The organism is Mucilaginibacter sp. NFR10, from assembly GCF_900100445.1.
GTDB lineage: Bacteria > Bacteroidota > Bacteroidia > Sphingobacteriales > Sphingobacteriaceae > Mucilaginibacter > Mucilaginibacter rubeus.
This window is the reverse complement of record NZ_FMTV01000001.1, coordinates 58450-82940: the sequence shown is the minus strand read 5'-3', so window position 1 is coordinate 82940 and position 24491 is coordinate 58450. Positions and strand designations below refer to the sequence as shown.

The following is a 24491-nucleotide window of genomic DNA, read 5'->3' as shown; positions in this document are numbered from 1 at the left end:
GTTTTTATTTATCTTTCTTTGACAGGTACACCGTTTGTCCATCAACCCTAAAATTGAACGGCGTGGTCAGTTCAATAATGCCTAAAGCTTCCTTCAACGTTTCTTTATCAAGTAAACCGCTTATCTGCTCGGTACGAAGCGCCCGATCTTCAAACACAACCTGCACGTTGTATTTGCGTTCAATTTGAGCAGCCACATCTTCAAACATCTCGTTGGTGAACAGGATGCGGTTATCAACCCAGGCTGTTTCTTTCACTTCATCCGGCTTAACATCAGGCAATTCGGTTACCTGGTATTCAATTTTACCTTCCTTGCTCTTTACACTTTTAGGCTCCCGGTTATTAACAACAATCAGCTTTTCATTAGGCAACAGGATAATCTTTTTTTCGGGATTGTTTTTTAATTCAACCTGTACCTTACCTTTTAACAGCGTAGTTTCAACTGTTTTATCATTATTATAAGCCTTAACATTAAACACCGTTCCTAATACCTTTACAACAAGCTTAGCAGTATGTACCAGAAAAGGTTTCTTAGCATTTTTGGTAACTTCAAAAAAACCTTCGCCGGTAAGGCTTACATCCCGGCTATTTTTTTCAAAAGCCTCAGGGTATGAAAAAGTACTGCCTGCATTCAGGGTAACCTGTGTTCCGTCGGGCAGTTTGAGCTTTTCGGTTTTACCGTAAGGCACACGAATTTCATGTAATATGTTTTCGGTGGTTAAAGTATCCTGCTGTACCGCTCTGTTATAAAATAAAACGCCTGTAGTAACAAGCACCAGTACCACTGCAGCAACCCATTGCCACCTGAACATTGGTTTTATCTTAGTATCATTCGCCGAATTTTCGTTCAAGCTTTTAATCCGGTTCCAGATTTCCTCCAGGTTTCCGTTAATCTCTTCCGGTTTTGTTTCTGTTGCTTCAGTGCCGTTTCCTTTTAAAGCATTGGTAACATTGTAAGTTTTTTTATAGTCGGGAAATTGTTCAAGAAACATGTCGAGTTCGGTCAATTCTTCAGCACTGGCAGTTTTGCCCATGCTTTTGGCCATTAACTCAATAAACCTGGATTTGCTCATAGTAATTGGTATTCTGGCTTAAGGACACAGCAGTTCCCAGTTTTTCCTAAAAGAAATTAAAATATTTTTTTGAAGGGGATCAACCTATTTATTCCCAAGTGCCTCATCCAGTTTCTTCAACGCGATGGCCAGTTGGGCAAATACAGTTTTGTTAGAGAGACCAAGGATATCGGCTACCTCATTGCAGGAGAGATCATCCTCTTTAACCATTTTAAAAATGAGCTTACAACGGGGCGGCAGACTGTTTACAGCGTTTAGAACTCCGGCTTGCAGCTCTTTGCTGATGAGCAATTGCGCGGGATCCACCGATAAATGAAAATAATAGGTTTCGGCAAGTTGAGCGTCGCGGTTTCTTTTTGAGGTGTTACTTCGGATATGGTTAAGACAGGCATTTTTTATAGCCACATAAAAGTATACTTTAGGGTTCGAGATCTTGTTAAGCTTGTGGCGGCCAGTCCAGATATTTACAAAAAGATCGTTGATAATCTCCTCGCAAGCTTCCTTATCGCCCAAAAAGGACCAGGCAAACTGATTAAGATTATTGATCAGCAGCTTATACAATTCATTAAAGGCAGATTCATCATTATTATAATGAATAGAATCTATAAGTTCTTTAATCTCCAATGTTGAGCGGCTTGCTTTTAACGGGAACAGTTAACTGAAATAATGTACAATTTTAAGTAAAAAATCTTGATCAAAGCTATTTTAGGTTGATTTAAGAAACCCCTATCTGCTCATCGCCCAAAACCGATTGTCTGCAATTCTATTATCGTAATATTCGCGGTTTAAAATGTCTAATTCAGGTGATAAGATGTCCGCTTGTACCATAAACCCATATTTCCATATTGAAACCTGTTATATTTTAGCAGCAAACGGAAATAATTGGGGTGTTTGGTCAAAACAGATTAAAGTTTGACGGTGGTTTTAGTAACACAACAGCAGATTTGGCCTATAGGCCATAATTAACTTTATATTTGCCCGGCGACCATTTTATTTCCGCAAACCCTTGCAATAAATGAAAGACACAACATTTAAAATCTCTCCCGGAATTATATGGAGCAGTTCAATTTTCCTTGGCCTGTTGGCCTCCGTTCCCCAAATAGCCGAACGCCATTTTAAACCCGCTGAAGCGGCAGTGAATTCGGCGGTTACGGCAGCATTTTCATTGTTTGTATGGTACTATAATATCTATACGCTGCCAAAGCAATCGGGCAATAAACAACTGAATAAAAGCATCTCGTATTCCCGGCTCCTTACAACACTGCTGATAGGTATGGGGGTAATGCTGGCCTTAGCCTACATACAGCAACTGATACTAACGCATTTGAATTTTGGCCCGGTAATGCTGATGATCGAAGTAAGGGGCATACTTATTAACCTGGTATTTTATATGCTTATAAACCTGTTGTACCAGAACTACCAAAACCAGCAGGTTAACGTTGAGTTGGAACGTATTAAGGCCGATAACCTTGGCGCACAATATGAACTGTTGAAACAGCAGATCAACCCGCATTTCCTGTTTAACAGTCTCAATACCCTAAAGGCGATGGTTGAGACCAATGACCAACACTCGGTAGATTTCATCCTTAAACTTTCAAATTTTTACCGTTTTACGCTTGAGAGCCGAAAATTAGACCTCATTCATTTATCCGACGAACTGGAAATTGTAGAAGCTTACAATTTTTTACTTAAAGCCAGGTTTGAAGACGGTTTTATTTTCACTAATACTATACATGAACAATATCGCGGTACGCTAATTCCCCCATTCACACTGCAGCTATTGATAGAAAACTGTATTAAACACAATGTGGTATCATTAGATCATCCCCTGCATATCAAACTGTATACTGAGGGTGAAAACATCGTTATGGAAAACGAAATAAAACCAAAGCGCTTTGAAGAACCATCAACAGGTGTTGGGCTTAAGAATATCAATTTGCGTTACGATCACCTGCTTGATAAACATATAGAGATCATATCTGAAGATAAAATATTCAAAGTTAAACTACCTATTATACATGAACATTATCATCATTGAAGACGAATTAAAGGCGGCCCGTTCGCTTGAAACGATCATATTAGAATTAAGACCGCACTCAAAAATAATTGCCAAGCTTCAGAGTGTTGAAAGCTCGGTTGCCTATCTTTCAGAGAACAAGCAGCCCGATCTTATTTTTATGGATATCCAACTGTCGGATGGGTTGTGTTTTGAGATCTTTAAATCGGTAAAGGTGTCCTGCCCTATTATTTTCTGTACCGCGTTTGATGAATATTCGTTAGAGGCATTTAAGGCCAACAGCGTTGATTATGTACTCAAGCCTTTCTCAAAAACAGATATTGCCGATGCCTTTAAAAAAGTAGACGAGTTGCGTAATTTCTTTCAGCAGGGTTCATCTCCTGATATCAGCAGCCTGCTATCGCAGGTTACGCCTCCTGCCGGTAAAAAAAGCTTCCTGGTATTTAAAAATAATAAGTATATCAGCATAGCGTCCAATAATATAGCCTTCTTCTACATCCGCAATGAACTTTCGACCATCATGACTTTTGATCAGCAGGAATATGTGGTTAACCAGTCGCTTGATCAGATCAGCGGTCAGCTCTCGCAGGAGCAGTTCTTCAGGCTCAACAGGCAATACATAGTTAACTTCAGTGCGATAAAAGAGGTGGAGCATTATTTTATGCGTAAGCTGTTTGTGAAACTAACAATTCCAACTCCCGAGAAATTACTCATCAATAAAGAAAAAGCGCCGGTATTTTTAAGCTGGCTCGAGAATAGATAGTCTTTTAAGTTCGAAGTCGGAAGTGTTGAGTCAGAAGTTCTAAAAAGCTGTATAATTTTTTCAAGTAGAGACGCATAATTGCGTCTCCCGCAGGACAAGCGACTTTGCAGACCATTTGCTAAAGTAATTTGCATACGGTGGACGCAATTATGCGTCTCTACAATTAAAAACAACTGAGAACTTAAGACTAAAGACTTTCGACTCAAACAATGCCCAACTGAGCTTACAATATGTCCGGTTGGGCTTTTTTACGCTGTTTTAGCGACCATTTCGAGGCTAATTTTGATGTAAATTAAAATCGAAAGAAATATGAAAACCTTAAAAATTTTTAGCTTTTGTGTTGGTACCGTGGCACTGGCACTTGCTACCGCAGCTTACGCTAATCGTAAAATAAATGCGCCTAAAACCGAAAACAACACTACTCCCGGAAAAGGTTTTGCTTTGGTAGAATTGTTTACTTCAGAGGGATGCTCAAGCTGTCCTCCTGCTGATGAATTGCTGGCGAGGATCCAAAAAGAGTCACAGGAAAAGCCTGTTTACATATTAGCTTACCATGTTGATTATTGGAATAACCTCGGCTGGAAAGATGTATTCAGCAATGCCATGTTTTCAAAACGTCAAAAAGAATATAGTTACTATTTAAATGCCCAGGTTTATACACCCCAAGTTATAGTTAATGGTAAAACTGAGATGGTTGGCTCGGATGAGCCGGCACTTCGTGAAGCGATTTCGAATGCATTAACAACCGCACAAACTGCTCAGGTTTCCTTAAAAGCACAACAAACCGGCGATAAGCTTGCTGTAAATTACGAACTATCAGGCAACACTGATAACCAGCAATTGCTGATAGCCGTTGTGCAAAAAACAGCCATCAGCAAAGTTGCCCGCGGCGAAAACGAAGGCAGAACTTTATCGCACGCCCAAATTGTACGCGACTTAAAAACAGTTGCCCTAAGCCAGGTAAAAACAGGCCAAACCATTATTAGCGTTCCTAAAGAATTTAACCAGCAAGAATGGGAAGTAGTAGGCTTTATACAAAACAAAGATAATGGTGAGGTTTTAACTGCAACAAAAGCTGTTTTAACCAGCGAAGCCGTAGCCAAAATATAACCACCATAAATTCAAAAATCATGAGCAAGTTGAAACAAGGCCGGTTATTAATGGGATTCTTGTCACTGTTCTCTTTATCATTCCTGACAAGGGCACCGTTTGAACGTAACCCGCAGGATTGTGAATTGATCTGCGTTACGGGAAAGAGAAAAAAACCGGTGGAAAATAACTAAATCTAACATAAACAGGATCGGCCCTTCGCAGGGTCGATCCTGTTTTTAATAAATACTATCATGAAAACATTACTGCTAATTGCCATAGCAACATTTTTAAGCATTGTGGTTTATGCCCAGGCAAACGAACTAAATTGTACCGAGCAGGCATTTACTTTTAAAATAAACCTGCCGGCGGGTGGACGCAACTATTCTTCCCAAACAGGCCGCTTTGACGCTTCGCAATTATCACCGGAGTTCAGGTTGCCGGGTGCTAATACCAGTAAACAAAATCAAGCGGATAGCATTCTGCCTGCCGGCTTTAACAAAAAACCTGATCCATACACAGCTTATTCTTCGGCCGATAATATCCTGCTTAAAAAGATGACATTTCTACATCCTAAAATAAACGCTGTAACAGGTAAATTTACCTACACAGCCTACGATCATTTTAAGCTATTGCCAATGCCTGTCTTAAACGCCTTAACTCCGCTCTTAAACTAATCATCATTAACATAAAAAAGCAAACCAATGAAACTCAACTATTACGGTCACTCGTGCTTCTCGGTAGTAGCCGGAGGTAAACACATTTTGTTTGATCCCTTTATTACAGGTAACGAATTGGCAAAAGAAATCAACATTGATGAAATAAAAGCTGATTACATTTTTGTATCGCACGGGCATTACGATCATATTTTGGATGTAGAAACTATAGCCAACCGTACAGGCGCTATGGTTGTGGGTATTTATGAGGTGTATGATTACTTCAGCAAAAAAGGCGTTAAAAATGTGCATCCTTTAAACCCTGGCGGCAAGGTGACTTTTGATTTTGGCATTGCCAAATCATTCATTGCCCAACACTCGGCCAGCTTTCCGGATGGCAGCTATGCAGGCGTGGCCTGCGGTTATGCTTTAAAGACCGATGATGGTAATCTCTATTACAGTGGCGATACCGGTCTCACCTTAGATATGGAACTGGTGGCAAGATGGATTGATCTGGATTTCGCGGTTTTCCCGATCGGGGACATGTTAACGATGGGCGTTGAAGATGCCATTGAAGCGGCAAAGCTTGTTAAGGCCAATAAGGTTTTGGGGGGTCATTATGATACTTTTGGCTTTATTAAAATAGATAAGGACAAAGCTTTTAAACAATTTGAACAGGCAGGGATAAAATTGTTTTTACCAGCCATTGGCGAAAGTATAGAGATTTAAATCTGTGATTTTCCATACATAAAAAGGCCTGCTCTCTTTAACAGGAGCAGGCCTTTTTATGACTTTTAAAGTACCCCCTTCAGGGGGCGGAAGGGGTTTATACTAAATTGATCTCAACATTGATATTACCGTAAGTCAATTTTGAATAAGGACATGTTTGGTGTGCTTCTTCAATCAATGCTTTGGCTACTTCAACATCCAAACCTGGCAAACTTACATTTAAACGGGCTTGAAGGAAATAAGCGCCGGTAGTGATACCCAAATCCACTTCTGCATCAATAGCCAATTCGGCAGGGAGTGCAATCCTTTTTTTAGCGGCAGCAATACCGATGGCGCCTTCAAAACATGCTGACCAGCCTGCTGCAAATAATTGCTCGGGGTTTGTGCCTGGTTTAGGGGTTCCGGGAGTTGAATGTTTGATATCCAACTGGCCATCGGTACTAACAGATGAACCACCGTCACGACCGCCAACTGTACGAACTTTACCGGTATATAATACTTTGTCGATTTTATTAGCTGAGATAGCGTTGATAACCTTGATCTTACTGATACCTGATTCTTGAATAGTTTCCATTGTGTTATTTATTTATTAATTTTTGTTTTTTGTATGCTCAAAGATACCCTGATATCGCCCGGTGCCCTATCACTAACTATGTGAACCGGACAAGCCATGTCGTGAACAAGACATTCTTTAAGCCGAAAGTTCAACCAGTACGAGAGCTATTGAAACTTTTAATCACAACCGGTAAAGAATAAGAAAACCAGCTACACATTACGCGTAATTATTCTAAATAAATTTGGATACTACGTTTATAAACAGCAATTTTAAGCAACTCATTGTTCGTAAACCAATTGAAGAAGTTTATTGCTCTAATGCTGCTCGGTTTTCACCTGCTTAATATAGGCGGGCAACTGGCATTGCATCAGTTCATGGTTTACAAAAGCAATAAATACTTTGCCGAACAAACTGCCAAAGGCTTTTACAATGTGAAAGACCTTACCGAGGTAGTAATCCCGGTAAACATGCCTGGCATAACCGACTGGAAAAACTACGAAAATATTCATGGGCAGATCCGGTTTGGCAACAACAGCTACAATTATCAAAAAATGCGCGTAACCAGTCGCGCAATTTATTTGATGTGCATCCCAAACTACGAAACCACCCGGCTGGCCGATAAGAACATCATTAACGCCAGGGATGTAAAAGAGAACCCTGTACCGCAAAAGGAGCATGTACCCTTTGGTAAGATAATTATGCAGGATAACCTCAATTTCACTTTTGTACATTTTGAGTTTGGCTGCCCTGTAAAATATACTCAACAAATTGTTGTTCACCCGGTTCAACAGTTAATTCCTGCTCACCAGGATATTCCGGAGCAACCGCCAAAGGCTGTTTGTTAATCTTCTCCCTGTTTTAATTCATTTTTAGGGTAGCGGCTGTGCCACTATACTGTTGTGTTATTATTTATTTCTGTCGATAGTTTATTCGTGGCTCAAGAGCTATGAAAATAGCTATATATCGATAAGATTAGTAATCTCCAGACAGGTACATCCCCTTCCCCAACCTACAAACATTCAAAAATTATTTATGCCTTATATTACCCTTGAAAGCCATTTGCCGGGCATTACCGGCCTGTTGGAGTATGCCAAAGAACCGGCACAACCTATCCGTAACCTTACGCAATTTTTATTGCGCGGCCCATCCACCCTATCCGAAGCTGATCGCGAGCTGATAGCCACCATAGTATCACACAACAACCAATGCACCTTTTGCACTACCGCTCACACCGCCGCAGCCGATCTGCTTGCCGGCGAAGCCGAAACAGCACAAAAGGTAAAGGAAAACATCGAAACCGCTCCGGTTACCGAGAAAATGAAAGCCCTGCTTACAATTGCCAAACTAACCGCACAAAACGGCCGGAATGTAACTACCGAAGCCATCGACCGTGCCAAAGCAGCCGGAGCTACCGACATTGAGATCCATGATACCGTGCTTATAGCTGCCCTATTTTGCTATTATAACCGCTATGTTGACGGATTGGCCACTGCCCTCCCAGCCGATGCCGGTTACTACAACGTACTGGCCGAACGCCTTGTTAACCATGGTTATACCCGCCTGCCGCAAGGCTATGATCATTTGAAAAAATAATCCTAATCCCTATTTAAAGTAAAACCCAATCACAATGAAAAAACTTTTATTCATCATATTACTGCTCAGCTCAATAAACCTGTTTGCACAGGAAATTAAAATAACGGGCAACATTACCGATGCAGCTACAGGCAAACCTGTATCCGGCGCAAGTATTTCCGTAAAAGGGAAACTCACCGGCACCACTACCGACTCAAAAGGTAGCTATACGTTAAACGCCAATAAATTAAAGCTGCCCTTTACTATCATTATATCGGCAGTAGGCTTTGAAGTGCAGGAAAGCCAGGTAACCTCTGCCAATAATGATATCAGCATAAAGCTAACCCAAAAGGCAATTGTGCTCAACGAGGTGGTATCATCTGCAACGCGTATCAACCAAAGCATTTTGCAATCGCCGGTAAGTATCGAAAAAATGAGCCTTAAAGCCATTAAGGACAACCCTTCGTTTACTTTTTATGATGGCTTGCAAAGCTTAAAAGGCCTTGAAGCGGTTACCAGCAGTTTAACCTATAAACAGATCAACACCCGCGGCTTTAACAGCACGGGTAACAGTCGCTTTTTGCAGTTGGTTGACGGCGTGGACAATCAAACACCAGGCTTAAACTTTTCAGTTGGTAACCTTTTTGGCGCTTCGGATATTGATATCGAAAGCGTGGAAGTTATTCCAGGTGCGGCTTCAGCTTTGTATGGCCCGGTGGCTTTTAACGGCTTACTTTCACTTAAAACCAAAGATCCTTTCAAATACCAGGGCTTAACCGTGCAGGTAAAAACAGGCCTTAATCACTTCGGCGAATCGGTTGTTAAACCACAGGGCTTGTATGATTTTGCAGCCCGCTATGCCAAAGCTTTCAACGATAAATTCGCGTTTAAAATCAATGCCTCATACCTGACCGGGCGCGACTGGTATGCCGATAACTATACCGACGTAAGCGCTTCAACACCGGCAGCACAACGTGGGCCTAACAACCCCGGGCGCGATGCGCTAAATATTTATGGAGATGAGGTTACAAAAACCTTACCCGGCATTGGCTTGGTTTCCAGAACAGGTTATGAGGAAAAAGACCTGATGAACTACAACGTTTACAGCCTTAAACTTAACGGCGCATTACAATACCGTTTCAGCAATAACCTGGAGGCAATCTACCAATACAACTACGGCCGCGGTACTGCAAGCTATACCGGCAGCAGCCGTTTCGATCTGAATAACTTTGTTTTGCAAACACACAGGATTGAGTTAAAAGGCAGCAACTTCTTCGTCCGCGGCTACTCGGTTGAAGAAAATTCGCACGACTCATATAATACCCGCTCCCTGGCCCAATTCATCAACCGCGACTGGGTAAAAGACCTGAACGGAAACACTGTAACACCTGATAAAGCCGATGATACCTGGTTTACCCGTTATGCGGCTGCGTTTAACGGTTCGGTAAGTGGTGTTACGCCAAATAGCAATTCTGCCGCAAGAACTTTTGCTGATCAGGGCCGTTTTTTACCGGGTACTGCTGAATTTAACAATGCCAAAAATGCATCTATCCACAATTATGGCTTGAGCGGAGCGGGTGTTTTCAGTAACAGTAAATTTTACCATGCCGAAGGCCAGTATGATTTTACCAGCGCCATAAAAGTGTTTGAGCTTTTGGCAGGCGGCAGTTTCCGCGATTACAGGATGTTTACCAATGGCAGTTTGTTTGATGACAAGGTAAATCGTGTAACCATTAAAGAGTACGGTTCGTTTTTACAGGCTGCTAAAAAGCTGTTTGATGATAATCTGAAACTGACAGCCTCTATCCGTTACGATAAAAACGAAAACTTTAAAGGCAGCTTCACTCCTCGTTTTTCGGCAGTTTATACGGTTGATAAAACCTCAAACTTCAGGGCATCATACCAAACCGGTTTCAGGAACCCAACCCCTGTTGATCAGTTTATCCACCTTAACGTAGGCCCTATCACTATTTTGGGCGGTGCGCCTAATAACAGCAAGGGCTTAAACGTTTATGAAAACTCGTTCACCTCGTCATCGGTAAGCGCTTTTGGCGCTGCGTTTGGCAAGGCGGTACAAAGCGGTACGTCATTCCCACAGGCTATCGAACAAAACAAGGGGCTGCTCCAAAAAGCAAGCGTAGCCTACATTAAACCAGAGCAGCAAAAAGCATTTGAAGTGGGCTATAAAGGCTTGATGATGGATAAATTACTGATTGACGTAAACTACTATTACAGCAGCTACACCAACTTTATTCTGAATACTGTGGTTATTCAACCCAGCAATCCAATTCTTGGTTCTGATGGCCAGATTACCACAGCCTCCGCAACTGATATTCCTAACGGTAAGGTTCACGCCTTCCAGTTGTATACCAACGCACCGGATAAAGTATCGGCCCAGGGAGCAAGCGCCGGTTTAACATACCTGCTTAACGGCGGTTACGCTTTGGGTGGTAACGCAACTTTATCAGTATTTAACCTTCGCAACGCTAATCCTAACAATATTGCGGCTTTCAATACACCAAAATGGGGCACCAATGCAACATTTGGCAACAGCAACGTAATCAATGATTTCGGTTTTAACGCGGCATGGCACTGGCAAACTGCTTACGACTGGTATGGCACATTTAACGGTACCCGCCCCGGTCGCGTTGATGCTTATTCAGTTGTTGATCTGCAGTTCAACAAAAAACTGCCAAAATTTAAATCAACAATTAAAGTTGGTGGCAGCAATATCTTCAACAACCGTATTTACCAATCATATGGTTCGCCGGCAATTGGCGCCATTTATTATGTTTCAATAGTATTTGATGACCTTTTAAAATAGAATAACATGAGCACTTTAGCAATTGAAGAACAGCAGCTTGCAAAACCTCAAACAAACCTCAGTGCCGCCTATAGGATGGTGCTGTTTGTGATCTGTTTTTTTAGTACTGCCCTGGGCGGTTCGGTTTCCACGCTGATGTCGGTTTACTTGCCTGTTGTGGTAAAGGATCTACAGGGTGCCGTTCCGGCCAATGAAATCAACGCCATCAGCGGGTATATCAATGCCATTTTTATATTCGGCTGGGCCTTTGGTGGTTTTACCTGGGGGGTAATCAGCGATAAAATGGGTCGGAAAAAAGCCTTGCTGCTCGCCATTGGCAGCTATGGCGTATTTACCATTTTAACCGGGTTAATGCCAACCTGGTGGGGCGTGCTGTGTTGCCGCTTTTTCAGCGGTTTTGGCGTAGGCGGCGTTTTGGTAACATCCATAACGCTGGTGAGCGAAGTCTGGCCGGCCAAAAGCAAAGCAGTGATCATAGGCATTCTTTCCATAGCTTTCCCGGTAGGTATTTTCTCTGCAGGGCTAATCAACTTTATTGTATCGTCATGGCGGTCGGGCTTTTTAGTCGGGGTAATCCCTCTTGCATTGGCATTGATAGGCGCTCTGGTTTTGAATGAATCTGAAAACTGGCTCAACTACCGTAACGATATCGCCAACCGCGAAAATCCCTTGAACAAGCTCCTCTCTAAAAGCCATCGCCGCGAGCTTATTGTTGGCTCCTTAACCTTCGGTACAATGCTGATAGGTTTATGGGCCATATTTTCGTGGCTACCTACCTGGGTGCAAAGCCTGATTACCGACCATGATGCCGCAAAAGAACGCGGCCTGAGCATGATGTGTATGGGCATGGGTGGGTTAACCGGTGGTTTCTTTTCAGGATGGCTTGTTAATTTACTATCTATAAGGCGCTCCATGGTGATCTGTTTTGCGGTTTGCGCAGGTATGTCATTCGTCCTGTTTAAAACTAATACTACATTCAGTACGGCAGTTTATATCGAGATAATAATACTGGCTTTATTCTTTGGGGCGAGCCAGGGCGTATTATCAGCCTATATCCCCCAATTATTTTCAACCGGCATCAAAGCAACTGCAACAGGCTTTTGCTTCAACATCGGGCGTATTTTTACAGCTACCGCGGTTTTATTTGTAGGCGTGCTGGTATCAACCCTGGGAGGCTACGGTAACTCGCTATTCATCTTTTCACTGGTATTTATAATAGGCTTGCTGGTAGTATTATTTGTACAGGAGAAAGCCGAAGGCGAGGAAAAAGCAAAAAGCTGAAGGCTTAAAGCCGAAAGCTTAGAAAATTAAAAAAATCACTAATTCAATAACTCACTAATTCACTAATTAAAAATATGGCACACATCAATGTACCCGAAGGCGTTCCGGGCATCCGTTCGCTGGTAATGTTCAGGCCCGAAACCGGTCAGTATTTGTATGAACTGGCTGAAGTATTATTACGCGGAGAATCAACCTTTAGTGCGGCCGACCGTGAGTTGATAGCCACTTATGTATCATATCGTAACAACTGCACATTTTGTTACAGCAGTCATGCAGCCGCTGCCCGTTGTCTATACGAGGATGATGCACTAATTGTGGACGAGGTTTTACGCGAGATGACCGAAGCCCCCATCAGCGCCAAGCTAAAAGCTTTACTGAATATTGCAGGCAAAGTGCAGATCTTAGGAAAAGAAGTAAAACAGGAAGACGTTGACGCAGCACGTGCAGAAGGAGCTACCGACCGCGAGATCCACGATGCAGTGTTAATAGCCGCCGCCTTCAGCATGTTTAACCGCTATGTTGACGGCCTCGCCAGTCTCACCCCTACCGATCCGGAAGCTTATGCCGAAATGGGCAAACGTATGGCTAAAGGCTATGTATTACCACAACCGCAGCATTAATTTTTAACCAGACAGATATGGCACATATAGAATTAAATAACGACCTGCCCGGCATCCGCGGCCTGATGTTTTATAGTCCGGAAACAGAGGCCCCGTTAAATGCCCTTGCCGAACAACTGCTTCGCGATGACAACAATTCCCTATCGCGCGGAGAACGGGAACTGATAGCAACCTATGTATCCTACCTCAACGATTGTTTCTTTTGCCAGAATGTGCACGGCGCAGTAGCCGGGCATTACATCGGCTGCACTATTGACGAGATAGATGCCATCAAAGCTAATTTTTCTACAGCTGATCTTTCACCGAAAATGAAAGCACTATTGGCCATTGCAGGCAGCGTACAAAAAGGAGGTAAACATGTAACTACTGAACAAATTGAAGCGGCCCGCGCGGAAGGTGCCGATGATAAGGAGATCCACGATACGGTATTGATCGCTGCTGCATTTTGCATGTTCAACCGCTATGTTGATGGATTGGGAACCTGGGCACCTCAAGACCGTCAGATCTATATCGACCGGGCACCTGAACGTGCCGAAATTGGCTATATATCAAGCATTTTTAAAAAAGCTTAATACCTACTGCTTTATCACGCCCACAGCCCGGAGTTTTTAACTTCGGGCTGTTTTTTTGTTATTAATCGCAATTCTATCCTCTTACTTAGAATACATTATGAGGGTGTATCACCAATCAGAATCAGCCTCATTTTTTTACTTGTTCAGTTAATAAGCGATATATAGTTTGGCTTGTATTTGCTAACAAAGGGGGTTAACAGGGTTAACAGAATCCAGGGTAAACACTTACATATATGTTTAACAATCAGACAATTAATCGTTTTTTATACAAAAAAGTGTTACCCCCCTTTTGTATAAATATTAACGGGCAAATTTCAATTTATCGATAGCATAACACCAAGGGCGGTCAATTGGTTCATGGTACAACCTCTTTTTTATTATAGCATATAATTTAAAATGGCACCTCATATCCAGCCAATTGAAACAGCAATATTACTTTGTAAATTAATTTAAAAAGTTAATTTTAGTTATGCTTACCACCAATCATAAACCAATTAAAACCCTGCTGCTCACAGCATTTATTGCCTTGCAAGGCTTGCAAAGCAACGCCCAAACCAAACCGGGCACAACCGAAATAACCAAATGGCAATACGGCAAAACCGGGGCTGTTTCCCTTACTTATGATGACGGCTCCATGAACCAGTTCAGGAAAGCCCTACCCGTAATGGAACGCCTTAAAATGCCAGCAACATTTTTCATCATTACCGGATCCATTCCCGGCTCAAAATACCATGGAAAATTTATTGGCCGCCCGGTAAAGGAGATCATTAAAGAATCGGCAACCATACCAACCAACAACCAAAACTTTTTTGAGCGGTGCTCTGCTGCCGGATATTTAGGTTATATGGGTACTATCGCATCACATACGCAAGCCGGGAGTTTGTATGACAGCGGCAAAAAAGAAAAAGCTTTTAAAGTGCTGGATGACATCTATGCTAAAGCCCGCAATGGCGAATTGAAACCGGGTTACGAACCCAATGATGAGTTTAAACAATCCATAGGTTCAACCTGGGATGATTTCAGAAAAGATGCCGCCAAAGGTTACGAGTTTGCCAGTCATTCCATCACCCACCCCAGCATGCCAGGTTTGGATGAACCAAATCTGCTTTGGGAACTGGAAAAAAGTAAGGCCGACATCCTGGCCCAGCTTGGCCCTAAACATACCTTTTCGGCCGAGTGCCCGTACGGTTTTGAAAACGACCGTGTGATGGGCTACGCACTCAAAATTTATCCAGCCCTGCGCAATCGCATGCCCGAACCATGGTTAAAGGAAATTGATCGCGCCAGCAAACAAACACCCGGCTCAACAGATAAAGATTATATTCAATGGCAGCGCGGCGCAACTACAAAAACACCGCTACCTATGATGAAACTTTGGGTTGATACTACGCTTAATCATACCAATACCTGGCTGGTACTTGTTTTCCATGGGGTTGACAGTATGGGTTACGAAGCCTTGCCAAGCACCCTGCTCGATGAATATTTCCAATACATCAAAAGCAAAAACGATAAACTATGGGTAGCAACTTTTGGCGATGTAACCCGCTACATGCGCGAACGTGAGCACGGCAAAGCTGTGGCTTCAACTACAGGAAACATAATACAGGTAAAAGTAAGCCATAGCCTTGATAGTAGAATGTATTATCTGCCATTAACGCTCAAAACCTACGTATCACCAAGCTGGACAAATGCAACAGTGACCCAGGGTTCAAAAAGCAAAAAGATTAGTACAGCGAAAGATGAACAAGGTACTTATGTACTATACCAGGCTCAGCCAAATGAAGGCATAGTAACGCTAAAGAATGGATAATTATATTGGATAGTTTAATTGGTGCTGAAGTAGTTTTTGATAAAATAACCTGCTTCAGCACCAATTAACAATTACTTTTAGTTCAACTGCAAAGTTTGCGGGCCGAACTCTTCAAAATGGATCAGTTGTTTATCGATACCTTTTTCAACCAGTTCGCGGTAATGCAATTCGATAAACCCGGCCGGTCCACAAATGTAATATTCGGTATTGGGCTCAAAGATCTCATCACCCAGTTGGTTCAGGTCAACCCAACCTTCATATAAATCATCAGTCACCCCTTCTTCAATCTGGTTATAAAAAATGTGCTTTTTAACCTCTTCGTTTTTACCTTCCCAGTGTTCAATAACTTCTTTAAAGGCATGCACATTTTTATCGCGGCAACCGTGAACCCATGTTTTTGGTCGCTTACTGCCGCTTTTAATCAAGCTTTCCATCATGCTCATTAATGGGGTTTGGCCAACGCCGCCGCTAATGAAAACTATTGGGTGGTCACCATCACCATTTAGTACAAAGCCACCTACCGGTGCAGATACCTCGATGATATCACCTTCATTAACAAAATTATGCAGGCGGTTGCTGATCATACCATCGGCAAGCAATTCAGTTCCAGCTTCGCGTTTAACCGAAATCCGGTAATACTCACCATTAGGTGCACTTGAGATGCTGTACTGACGGGGCTGCAAAAGGTTAAGCTCAGGCAAAAACAAACGAACGCTTAAAAACTGCCCGGGTGTAAAATCCGGTACCGCACCACCGTTCGCGGGATAAAGGTAAAAGGAAATGATCTCTGCCGATTCTTTTACTTTCTGTTTTACCACAAAGGGTCGCCAGCCTGTCCAGCCACCTTTTTTTGCCACTTGTTTACTATAAAGGTTTTGCTCATGGCCAGTCATAATAGCGGCCAGCTGATTGTAAGCGACGGTCCAGGCTTCCAGCAGTTCGGGTGTAGCGGCATCGCCTAATACTTCGCTGATTGAGGCAATCAGATGACCGCCAACAATAGCATAATGCTCGGGCCTGATATCAAGACTTGTATGTTTTTGACCAATGCCATCAAGCACGGGCATTAACACGCCCGGATTTTCTATATGCTCGGCATAAGCCAGTACAGCCATGGCAAGAGCGGTTTGTTGTTTGCTGTTTTGCTGATTGCCCATGTTAAACACATTTTTAAGTTCGGGGTTATGAGTAAACATCCGGTTGTAAAAATGAGTTGTTAATAATACTCCATGCTCTTTCAATACAGGCACTGTGGCTTTAACCAGCTCTTTTTGTTCTTTAGTAATCATCATTTTAACAGTATATATTTATAATTAATTACGCGGCTACGGGGATTACACAATAGTCCTGCCGGTCCCACCCTTCATATTAGCGAGTTTGCTCTGAAACATTACCGCCATCAAGCCCGCCCTGTTCTTGGCATCATCAGCCATGGGCCCGGCAAAGTGCGTATCAACCGTTTGGGTAAACAGCTCCAGCCAACGGTTAAAATGCTCGTCATTTATAGGCAACGGTGCATGTTTGGCAAAGGGATTGCCTCTGAAACCAGCAACGCCAAACAATGCAGCATTCCAGAAAGCGTACATTTTATCAAGGTGCGGCTGCCAGTCGTTTTTTATAACTTCGGCAAAAACGGGTCCCAATAATCCGTCGAGCCGCACCCTGGTATAAAATTCATCAACCAGTAGCTTGATTGACGTTATGTCTTGTATATCGTTCATTAGTTGTTTATTTTGTTGAAATACACGCTATTTAGCAGTAACCATCACAATTATTATTCCATTGAGCCGAACCACCTTGCCAGTGCTAACCGGTCTAAGAATCGCGCGTAAAAAGACCATTTAGTGTATTTCAACCGGCTATTCGCGACAAGTTGCAGAGCCAGACTTATGAAGTTTTTGAAATTTCGTAAGTCTTCTACTTTTCATATCACCTCAAAGTCCATCGGATTTCTTTGAGGTATTAATTTGGTTTTTATATAATATATTAATACCTTTTTATCCTTTAATTAACTACTTCAACATCCTCTTTTATTTAATTCATTAAAATTGGAATGCTTTGACCGCGCCTAACTTTTCGGGTGGGCGATTTATTTTTTCAGTACTACAATTCCCAGGTTCAGGTCTTCGTTGAACTGGCCTATAGTGATAGATTCAAGCATGTTTTGTAAACGGTTCCTTACATCTAAAAAATCATGATGCAAGGGACATGGATTTTTTGACGAACACTCTTTTAACCCTAAACCACAATCCCTGAATATGCCACCGCCATCAACCGCTTCTATTACATCTGATAGCGGGCGGGCCAGGCTTTGTGCATCAAGATAAAAACCGCCATTGGGCCCTTTTACCGATTGAATAATACCTCTTCTACTTAAATCCTGAAGTATTTTAGCCAGGAAATGCTCGGGCGAATCAATGTTTACGGCTATTTCCTTTATGCCTACCCTACTGCCGTCGGCGGTGCGCTGGGCTATAAAAAATACCGCCCTTACCGCATACTCACATGTTTTTGAAAATATTCCCATTGCTTTATAAAGCAAAAGTAATTATTTAAATCAACAATAAAAGATATAAATATCTTTTATTGTTTCGTTTACTTAAACCTGACAGTTTATGCCATTAGTTTTATTGCTTCCGGGCTGGTGACGTTAAATTTATTTTGCTGGTTAAGCGGCAAGCTAAAAGAAAATACAGCACCTCCATCCTTTCCGTTTTCGGCCTTCACTGTACCGCCATGTTTTTGGATAATGCTTTTCACAATATACAAACCCAGGCCTTTGCTGTTTTTTTGCCTTATCGATTTTTGATTGCACTGGTAAAACTTCTGGAACAGCGCCTGGCTGTTTTCCTCATTAATCCCTACGCCCTCGTCATGCACCGATACTTCAACATCATTTTCGTTACAGTCTATATTAATGTTAATGTGTGAGCATGGTGGCGAAAATTTGGCAGCGTTGGTTAAATAATTGATCAGCACCTGGATAATCTTGTATTTATCTCCCCTAACCAAAATGCTATCGGCAGTGGGATATTTACAAAAGCGATGTCCGGGATAAAGGATCCTCATTTCACCAAGCACTGTATCAACCAGGTCGTTAATATCAAACAGGCTATAATTGAGCTGTGTTGATCTGTCCTCGCCGGTTGATGGTGATAAATATTCATCAATCAGTTTGGTCATCCCGTTAATGTGCTGATCAACCATGTTCAGCAACCTCACCGGTTGTTTATTGATGCTGAGTGCAAGATGGTTAATTAAAAACTGGGTATTGAGCTTTATAATAGTTAACGGCGCACGCAGTTCATGATTTACAATAGCCATGCTCAGGCATTCCTCGTTAACTTTCTGAGTAACATCTTCAATGGTACCAATCATTTGTTCGGCAGTACCCCACCTGCGTGAGTATAAAACACCTGTAAGCCGGACCCATTTTTCGGTACCGGATGGGGTTACAATTTGCACCTGCTTTTCAAATTTGGTACCATTAAAGGAGGCAACCTTAAACTCATGGATAAGTCCGCTCAACTGCCCGGGTTTAACCAGCCCAAAAAGTGTTTCGATATTTTCATCATATCCCTTTGATAGCTCAAGCATCTTGCGCATCCGCGGGCAAAAAGATACCTTATTTGAGCTGAGCTGAATTTTCCAATTACCTATGTATGCTGCTCCTATGGTGTGTTCAGGCATTAGCCCCGCCCGGCTTTCCATATTTCTAATTTCCCTGTTCATTTGGATATGTTTTTCTTAAATTTTATTTTACTACTGATAGATTTAACCTGATTACATTATTAAATTTTGACCATAAGCTTAATGACATCCCTTTAATATATGCCCTGTAATCGCTCATCAATATGCCCTTTATGTCGTGGTTAATTAACCGGATGGCATACACCAAACTGCAATCATTATTCTTTCCCGATGATTGGCAGTGATAAGTTTCCAGGATCTCAAAATCATCGGGCAAGATCAGTTCGTTGTATTGTAAGCACCTGATATATTCATTCTCAATTACAAAATCGTGATTAAAGCCCCGCTCCTGCAGATCGATAATGAGGTTTATCAATTGTTCATCATAGTGATGCATATTGTCATTCATTAAATAGGTGATGTCATCAATTCATTTTCAATAGTGTTTGCGTTGGCTTTATAAAGCCATAAACGACCTTGCAAAGCCATGTAAAAAAGCAGGAGTAATGCTTGTATTGCAATAAGCGGCACAGGTACACTTATTGCCAAATCGGTAACGCTGCCCGATAGCAGTAAAAACATATCGGCCGATATAAAACCAATGCTTATTTGCTTAAGCACCGGTTTGTCCGGCATAAGCATAATAACCAGCAAAGCAAATTTCAATGAACATATACTATAAAGCACGATTATGAAAAACCTGGCGGGCACTAGCGGTTCCATCAAAAATGTGTTAAGCTTAATAAATAAACCTGCTGCTATAAACATCAACACACTTGTAAAGAAGGCAACTGCCAAACAAATAAACTTTTTCATAGCATGAGGGCTTTACACATTTATCGCACAATTAATTAATGCTTAATTATTAACTGTTATTTAACAATGTAAAGTTCGGGCCGGAGATACCCGAAATCAATGTACTAATTATGGTTTCAGTAGTACAAATTACATATGCCTATGATAAATGGAGCGTTAATACTATATAGGATAGTATTCATTTTCGATGTTCCCGAAATTCCTTTCGGCCCGGAAAACCAGGGTTATTGCAACGCCTTCGTTATTTTCCATTTTAAAATTCCCGCCAAGTTGTTTGCTCAGGGCCTTCATCATTTCCATACCTAATGACGAAGCGTCTTTAATATCAAAACCCTGCGGCAGGCCGATACCATTATCGGCAATCCTCAACATGATATTATTATCATCAAGTGTTCCAAGCGAGATGTTTATAAAGCCACGCTTGTGCGGAAAAGCATACTTAATAGCATTGGTAATAGCTTCATTGAGCATAAGGCCGACAGGTACGGCCTGGGCAACGTCTATTTTAACACGTTCAATTTGCTGTTCAAACCTGATTCCCCGTTCATGAGCGTCGTAACAATCGGCAAGATAATTAACCAGTTCGTTGATGTAAACAGCAATATCAATAAAGGCTACGTTTGAGCTGCTGTATAATTTTTGATGGATAAGCGCTATAGCCTGTACACGGTTCTGGCTTTCACGGATGGCAGCAAGTGCCGCGTTATTTTTTAAAAATGCCGATTGGGTGTTAAGCAGGCTCATCACTATTTGCAGGTTATTTTTTACCCGGTGATGCACCTCTTTCAGTAACCAGTCCTTTTCATCAAGCAAGCGGTTTTTATCCGCAGTTAAAAGCTGCAGCATTTGACTTTGCTCACTGATCTCCTTCTCCTTTAGCTGCAACCGTTTACTGTTTATTTGCTTTTGCCAATAACCAACATAAGCCCCCCCAAAAACGAAAAGCAACGCCACAATGCCGACAATTATAAGATCCCATTTCATAACAAACGCACTATTTTTTGCCCACAAAACAGCCTGGAAGATATGATCGTGACGCTGCGCCGGCGAGTTTGTGGATATCAAAAGCAAAATGCCCGTTAGTGTCAGCTTGCAATAAAACCGCGATAAGTTTTTATTGATATTCACTTGATATTATTTTTATGGTCAGCCTAAAACTAACAGGTTCTTGTTCGCTACACATAACTCCACACACATAAACCTGTACTCAAATTCAACTTATAAAAATAATATACTTCATAAAACCGGCCGATGTATTAAACATGGATTTTGATGTATAAATTACATATCGCATTTACCTGCCTGCAATAAAACCAATATTAATTTATATAATTAATACCCCGCGATATTATATATTATACTCCAACCTTAAGCCGCGTTCATGTCGGTATAAACGGTAAAATTATTTTTCCTGATACCATTTAACAACCCGTTCTGTTGACAAGTGATGGCCGGGGAATATGTGTTTAGAGACATAAAAAAGATGCGATATTTCGTTCCTCAAGTAACAATATGATGATATTTCGTTAAGCTCCATCATTCAAAACAAAATACAAATAACTGATTATCAATAAAATAAAAACATCGGCACGAAAATAGAGAGAAGGCACATGCCTTACAAGCTTTAAACTTCGCAGCCATGAAACAATTTAACGATTTTGCACCGCTACATTTTGAGAAAGCATCTTATTGCCTCCCTTTCAAAATCCATACTATCGAATGGATCAAAGAAAACGGCGTCGATCTTCCCAACAATTATTTCATGCTAATATGGATAGTTTCAGGCAACGGCTATTACAGGCTCAATTTGCAAAAGGAGGCGGTTAACACCAATCAGTTGCTGCTGATAAAACCCGGCCAGTTGCATGATCTTAAATTTAGCAATGGCCTGCACGGTTACGTAATATCGTTCACCGATTCGTTTTTGGATGTAGATGATTATGGCCGCGACCTTATATACAGCCCTATCCATCAAATATTTAATCAAACACCAATCGTTACCATTAACAGCGAACTGGCCGATGATATGAATGATATTACCGAAATAATGATGAAAGAATATAGCCGGCACAATCTTTACCGTGCCGAAATATTAAAACGATATTTTAAGATCTTCCTCATCTATCTTTCACGCCAGTTGGAATCGATGGAACAAGCGCCGAAACAGTCGCGCAATACCTCCATATTACAAAACTTCATAAGCTTGCTCGATAAAAACTTCAGGGAGTATAAAATGGTGGCCGATTACGCCGACAGATTATCTGTAACCCCCAATTACCTTAACGAAGTGGTAAAAAAATTGACCGGACAATCGGCCGGCCATCACATCAGGCAAAGAGTTGCAGCCGAAGCTAAAAAACAAGCTATACACCCCGACAACTGCATGAAAAAAATAGCGTATGACCTGGGTTTTTGCGACATGGCCCATTTCAGTAAATTCTTTAAAAATGCTACCGGGATCAGCTTTTCTGATTTTAAGAAAAGGGGCACTGTATTGCAACCTGTTTTTTAATAAGCTATTCACAATCTTATTTAATCAACCTAATAACCAATTAATTAAATTTATCATCATGTCAGAAGAAGTACAATTAATCCCGGGCAACTCCTTAATCACAGCAACTCCACAGGAAGGCCGTGAACTTGCTATTAAAATGGCAAGGCTCATCATCAAAGTAACTCAGCCCGATGCCGAAATTCGTGGTGAGCTAAGAGGTGTTTACGCCGAAGACGCAGCGATGCTCATTGCCGTAGGGCAAACAGTGGCAACCGAATTTGCTACAATAGCTGCAGCTAATAATTACTGGCGATAGCGCAACAATGGCCGAGCTTTGCCAATTAATTTCATATTTTAAGCCCGGTAATACATCGTGCGTACACAAGTAATTATTATCGGTGCCGGGCCAACCGGTTTAATGGCCGCCTGCCAGCTGGCCCGCTTTAACGTTGAGTTTATTATTATCGATACCAAGCCGGCACCTACCCATGAGTCGCGGGCTATGCTGGTTACGGCACGCAGCATGGAAATTTACCAGCAAATGGGCTTGGCTGATACTGTTTTTGAACAGGGACAGGTGATTGGCAAATTTGCAATTTACATGAATGGCCGGGAAAAAGCAGTACTTGAAACAGCCAACGCAGGCAACGGACTCACTGATTTCCCCAACCTGCAGGCATTTGAACAGTTTAAAAACGAGGAACTGCTTTACGAGCAATTAAAAGCTACAGGCCGTGACGTTTTGTGGCGAACCAGTTTGGTTAGTTTTGAACAGCATGATGATCACGTTGTGGCCAGTCTTTACGATAAAAGTGATCCGTTCAGGAAAATAAGTATTCAAGCCTCCTACTTGCTGGCTTGCGACGGTTCATCGAGCCCGGTAAGGCAGCAACTGGGATTAAGTTTTGAAGGAGGCACCTACCAAAATAAATTTTTTGTGGCCGATGTAAAGCTTAGCTGGCTGCAACCAGCAAACAAGCTCATTGCATCACTGTCGCATGTTAATTTCTGCGCCTTTTTCCCCATGTATGGCAACGGTAATTACCGCATTTTAGGTACCCTCCCCGAAGGTTTTGCAGGCAAAGAAAATGTTATTTTTGATGATCTTAAAGATGTGATCACGGCCAACATTAAGCTGTCGCTGAACATAGAAAAATTAAACTGGTTTTCAGTTTATAAACTACATCACCGCTGTGTTAACAGTTTCAGGATAAACCGATGTTTTTTATTGGGCGATGCCGCACATATTCATAGTCCCGCAGGTGGACAGGGCATGAATACCGGCTTGCAGGATGCACATAACCTGGCCTGGAAACTGGCCCTGGTGCTGCAGGGCGTTGCTGATGATAAACTTATTAATACCTATCATGACGAACGGTACCCTTTTGCCCAATGGCTCATGAAATTTACCGATAAAATATTTGCATTCATGACAAGCTGTAACTGGTTCTTATATCAATTACGCACCTACGTTATGCCCAATATTTTACGCCTCGTACTGTCAACCCAATGCATCTCAAAACGCATTTTCAGGATCTTGTCCCAAATTTGGTATTCGTACAGAAAAAGCCCGCTTTCCCTGCAGTTTATTAAACAGAAGCTAAAATTTAGTGCCGGCGACAGGTGCCCCTACGTTATGACCACTAACGAAGGCAAACTACAAAGCATCTATCATTTGCTCCTGGAACCCAAATTTCACCTGTTATGTATTGGCAGCATTGGGTACGACGGCCTAATTCCTGATCACTTAATAAATTATATCAAAGTAGTTAATTTACCCCTTAATGAAAGCTGGCAAAAATTAGGGGTACAATCAGGTTTATACCTGTTAATACGGCCCGACAATTATATAGGCCTGCTTAGCGATGAAATAAGCCCAGGTTTGATAAGCGGTTATTTTGATACCTTCAAAGGTAAATGAAACTAAAAG

General features: G+C 41.9%; 25 protein-coding genes. 15 read left to right on the top strand and 10 right to left on the bottom strand.

All coding sequences use genetic code 11. The features are described from left to right. Positions 1-4: 4 nt before the first annotated feature. Both BLP33_RS00365 and BLP33_RS00360 read right to left on the bottom strand, forming a co-directional pair. Entirely contained in the window at positions 5-1072 is a 1068-nt protein-coding gene (locus BLP33_RS00365; RefSeq protein WP_090523555.1) for a FecR family protein, read from the bottom strand. Between the two features lie 84 nt (positions 1073-1156). Continuing rightward, positions 1157-1696, bottom strand: a complete 540-nt coding sequence (locus BLP33_RS00360; RefSeq protein ID WP_175489876.1) for an RNA polymerase sigma-70 factor — start codon at positions 1694-1696, stop codon at positions 1157-1159. Positions 1697-2087: 391 nt separating this feature from the next. Between BLP33_RS00360 and BLP33_RS00355 the strand changes: the two genes are divergently transcribed. The 5 genes from BLP33_RS00355 to BLP33_RS00335 all read left to right on the top strand — a co-directional run bounded on the left by BLP33_RS00355 (position 2088) and on the right by BLP33_RS00335 (position 6326). Continuing rightward, a complete protein-coding gene (locus BLP33_RS00355) occupies positions 2088-3110 on the top strand; it encodes a sensor histidine kinase (protein ID WP_090523546.1) in 1023 nt (340 codons plus the stop codon). Then, the gene (locus BLP33_RS00350; RefSeq protein ID WP_090523543.1) at positions 3091-3852 is read left to right on the top strand and encodes a LytR/AlgR family response regulator transcription factor; all 762 of its coding nucleotides are present in this window, start codon (positions 3091-3093) and stop codon (positions 3850-3852) included. The genes BLP33_RS00355 and BLP33_RS00350 overlap by 20 nt, the downstream gene beginning before the upstream one ends. Positions 3853-4161: 309 nt before the next feature. After that, entirely contained in the window at positions 4162-4962 is an 801-nt protein-coding gene (locus tag BLP33_RS00345) for a DUF1223 domain-containing protein (protein ID WP_090523536.1), read from the top strand. A 233-nt stretch (positions 4963-5195) separates the two neighbouring features. Further along, on the top strand, positions 5196-5618 hold the full coding sequence (locus BLP33_RS00340) for a hypothetical protein (RefSeq protein WP_090523531.1): 423 nt from the start codon (positions 5196-5198) through the stop codon (positions 5616-5618). A 27-nt stretch (positions 5619-5645) separates the two neighbouring features. Beyond that, positions 5646-6326, top strand: a complete 681-nt coding sequence (locus BLP33_RS00335; RefSeq protein ID WP_090523527.1) for a metal-dependent hydrolase — start codon at positions 5646-5648, stop codon at positions 6324-6326. Positions 6327-6423: 97 nt separating this feature from the next. Here the strand turns inward: BLP33_RS00335 and BLP33_RS00330 are convergent, their stop codons facing one another. Continuing rightward, entirely contained in the window at positions 6424-6900 is a 477-nt protein-coding gene (locus BLP33_RS00330) for an organic hydroperoxide resistance protein (protein WP_090523523.1), read from the bottom strand. Between the two features lie 278 nt (positions 6901-7178). Between BLP33_RS00330 and BLP33_RS00325 the strand changes: the two genes are divergently transcribed. The 7 genes from BLP33_RS00325 to BLP33_RS00295 all read left to right on the top strand — a co-directional run bounded on the left by BLP33_RS00325 (position 7179) and on the right by BLP33_RS00295 (position 15561). Further along, on the top strand, positions 7179-7727 hold the full coding sequence (locus BLP33_RS00325; RefSeq protein WP_139159899.1) for a hypothetical protein: 549 nt from the start codon (positions 7179-7181) through the stop codon (positions 7725-7727). Between the two features lie 187 nt (positions 7728-7914). Next, positions 7915-8475: a carboxymuconolactone decarboxylase family protein gene (locus tag BLP33_RS00320; RefSeq protein ID WP_090523513.1), complete on the top strand. Its 561-nt coding sequence runs from the start codon at positions 7915-7917 to the stop codon at positions 8473-8475. A gap of 34 nt (positions 8476-8509) precedes the next feature. Next, on the top strand, positions 8510-11278 hold the full coding sequence (locus BLP33_RS00315; RefSeq protein WP_090523511.1) for a TonB-dependent receptor: 2769 nt from the start codon (positions 8510-8512) through the stop codon (positions 11276-11278). Positions 11279-11284: 6 nt separating this feature from the next. After that, on the top strand, positions 11285-12559 hold the full coding sequence (locus tag BLP33_RS00310) for an MFS transporter (protein ID WP_090523507.1): 1275 nt from the start codon (positions 11285-11287) through the stop codon (positions 12557-12559). Positions 12560-12633: 74 nt separating this feature from the next. Next, positions 12634-13179, top strand: a complete 546-nt coding sequence (locus tag BLP33_RS00305) for a carboxymuconolactone decarboxylase family protein (RefSeq protein WP_090523504.1) — start codon at positions 12634-12636, stop codon at positions 13177-13179. A 17-nt stretch (positions 13180-13196) separates the two neighbouring features. Beyond that, a complete protein-coding gene (locus BLP33_RS00300; RefSeq protein ID WP_090523499.1) occupies positions 13197-13751 on the top strand; it encodes a carboxymuconolactone decarboxylase family protein in 555 nt (184 codons plus the stop codon). 469 nt (positions 13752-14220) lie between these two features. Continuing rightward, positions 14221-15561, top strand: a complete 1341-nt coding sequence (locus BLP33_RS00295) for a polysaccharide deacetylase family protein (RefSeq protein WP_090523493.1) — start codon at positions 14221-14223, stop codon at positions 15559-15561. 77 nt (positions 15562-15638) lie between these two features. On the opposite strand, the gene hmpA is transcribed toward BLP33_RS00295, so the two are convergent. The 7 genes from hmpA to BLP33_RS00260 form a co-directional block, all read right to left on the bottom strand. After that, positions 15639-16853 carry an NO-inducible flavohemoprotein gene (gene hmpA / locus BLP33_RS00290; RefSeq protein ID WP_254780037.1) on the bottom strand — a complete coding sequence of 405 codons (1215 nt, stop codon included), beginning with the start codon at positions 16851-16853 and terminating at the stop codon, positions 15639-15641. A 42-nt stretch (positions 16854-16895) separates the two neighbouring features. After that, positions 16896-17282 (bottom strand): group III truncated hemoglobin, encoded by a 387-nt coding sequence (locus BLP33_RS00285; RefSeq protein ID WP_090523490.1) that lies wholly within the window; start codon positions 17280-17282, stop codon positions 16896-16898. 368 nt (positions 17283-17650) lie between these two features. Beyond that, a complete protein-coding gene (locus BLP33_RS00280) occupies positions 17651-18088 on the bottom strand; it encodes an RrF2 family transcriptional regulator (protein WP_090523487.1) in 438 nt (145 codons plus the stop codon). 86 nt (positions 18089-18174) lie between these two features. After that, positions 18175-19293 (bottom strand): PAS domain-containing sensor histidine kinase, encoded by a 1119-nt coding sequence (locus BLP33_RS00275; protein ID WP_090523484.1) that lies wholly within the window; start codon positions 19291-19293, stop codon positions 18175-18177. 22 nt (positions 19294-19315) lie between these two features. Then, entirely contained in the window at positions 19316-19660 is a 345-nt protein-coding gene (locus tag BLP33_RS00270) for a hypothetical protein (protein WP_090523481.1), read from the bottom strand. After that, positions 19660-20067, bottom strand: coding sequence for a hypothetical protein (locus BLP33_RS00265; protein ID WP_139159898.1), 408 nt, complete (start codon positions 20065-20067; stop codon positions 19660-19662). Before BLP33_RS00265 ends, BLP33_RS00270 begins: the two co-directional genes overlap by 1 nt. A 162-nt stretch (positions 20068-20229) precedes the next feature. Beyond that, positions 20230-21195, bottom strand: a complete 966-nt coding sequence (locus tag BLP33_RS00260; RefSeq protein WP_090523473.1) for a sensor histidine kinase — start codon at positions 21193-21195, stop codon at positions 20230-20232. A gap of 511 nt (positions 21196-21706) precedes the next feature. Here BLP33_RS00260 and BLP33_RS00255 point away from each other — a divergent pair. From BLP33_RS00255 to BLP33_RS00245, 3 genes are read left to right on the top strand one after another with little or no spacing between them, the layout of a single operon-like run. Continuing rightward, positions 21707-22579 (top strand): AraC family transcriptional regulator, encoded by an 873-nt coding sequence (locus BLP33_RS00255; RefSeq protein WP_090523469.1) that lies wholly within the window; start codon positions 21707-21709, stop codon positions 22577-22579. Between the two features lie 58 nt (positions 22580-22637). Further along, positions 22638-22877 carry a hexameric tyrosine-coordinated heme protein gene (locus BLP33_RS00250; RefSeq protein ID WP_090523465.1) on the top strand — a complete coding sequence of 80 codons (240 nt, stop codon included), beginning with the start codon at positions 22638-22640 and terminating at the stop codon, positions 22875-22877. Positions 22878-22934: 57 nt separating this feature from the next. Further along, positions 22935-24482, top strand: a complete 1548-nt coding sequence (locus BLP33_RS00245; protein ID WP_090523461.1) for an FAD-dependent monooxygenase — start codon at positions 22935-22937, stop codon at positions 24480-24482. The last annotated feature ends 9 nt before the right edge of the window (positions 24483-24491 follow it).